Raw genomic sequence first — 865 nt, forward strand, 5'->3', positions numbered from 1 at the left:
TCAATTGGACCCAGGAGATGCTTGCCGACGAGGCCCTTGTTGCGTTGACTGCGCTCAAACGTCTCGAATCCGAGAATAACCTGCCCGTGCGCGAAGATACCCGCCATCAGGTGGTCAAGGCGCTGGAGGACGCAGGCATCGTCTTCCTTGATTCGGAACGCGGCGAAGGCGTCATGCTGGTGCGCGGCGCGGCAGAGAAATCGAGGAAGTAATGGGCGTCGATGTTCGCTTTATTATGCTCTCAGCATCGTGCCGCCATAGCGAAGATAGTGTAATTGCTTCGGTCCATTATGGTGTATAGCCTGCCAATCTGCGGGCGCAGGGAGCAATTGCTGAAAGCGAAGCGAGGCAATGGCCATAACTGCTTTCGAGGACAGCGCGCCTGATGCGCCGCACGTCACCGAGTATGACGAACGCCATCACCGCACCTACTGGCGACTGTTAGACGCGGCAGCGGAAAAAGCCGATTGGCGCGAGGCCGTGCGGATCATTTTCGGGATTGACCCGGAGAGGGAACCCGAACGCGCCCAGTTGGTCTACGACTCCCATCTTGCGCGCGCGAGATGGATGTCTGAGACCGGATATCGCCATTATCTACGTCCATCTGGCTCATAACGACCATTCTGTCAGCATCGCAAAAGCGCAGAAATCAGGCCAAATCGCTGACTTGAATCGGCTATGCGCCCACCCATTCGGCAGGGCTTCTCCATGCCCCCGCGACTGAGAAAATCTTCCAACGCGCTCCGCAGAGGGCCATGCTTGGGAGGGTCTCGATGCCGCCTGAGAAGGACTGGCGCGCGCCCCCGGACGAGGCCGGGGACGACGCGCTGCAATATTCGGATATCGCCATCGGCTATCTCAGCCG

At 59.0% G+C, this 865-nt stretch carries 2 protein-coding genes; both read left to right on the plus strand.

Annotated elements, in window-relative coordinates; all coding sequences use genetic code 11:
• The coding region (locus tag AX735_RS20040; protein ID WP_156447559.1) for an XRE family transcriptional regulator at positions 1–212 on the plus strand (212 nt) is incomplete at its 5' end.
• A gap of 139 nt (positions 213–351) precedes the next feature.
• On the plus strand, positions 352–615 hold the full coding sequence (locus tag AX735_RS26500; protein ID WP_017502717.1) for a hypothetical protein: 264 nt from the start codon (positions 352–354) through the stop codon (positions 613–615).
• Positions 616–865 lie beyond the last annotated feature (250 nt).

Source organism: Blastomonas sp. CCH1-A6 (assembly GCF_001556365.1).
In the GTDB taxonomy this organism is placed as follows: domain Bacteria; phylum Pseudomonadota; class Alphaproteobacteria; order Sphingomonadales; family Sphingomonadaceae; genus Blastomonas; species Blastomonas ursincola.

Coding starts and splice junctions, on each gene's coding strand:
- AX735_RS26500 (WP_017502717.1), top strand. CDS start 352: ATGGCCATAACTGCTTTCGAGGACAGCGCGCCTGATGCGCCGCACGTC.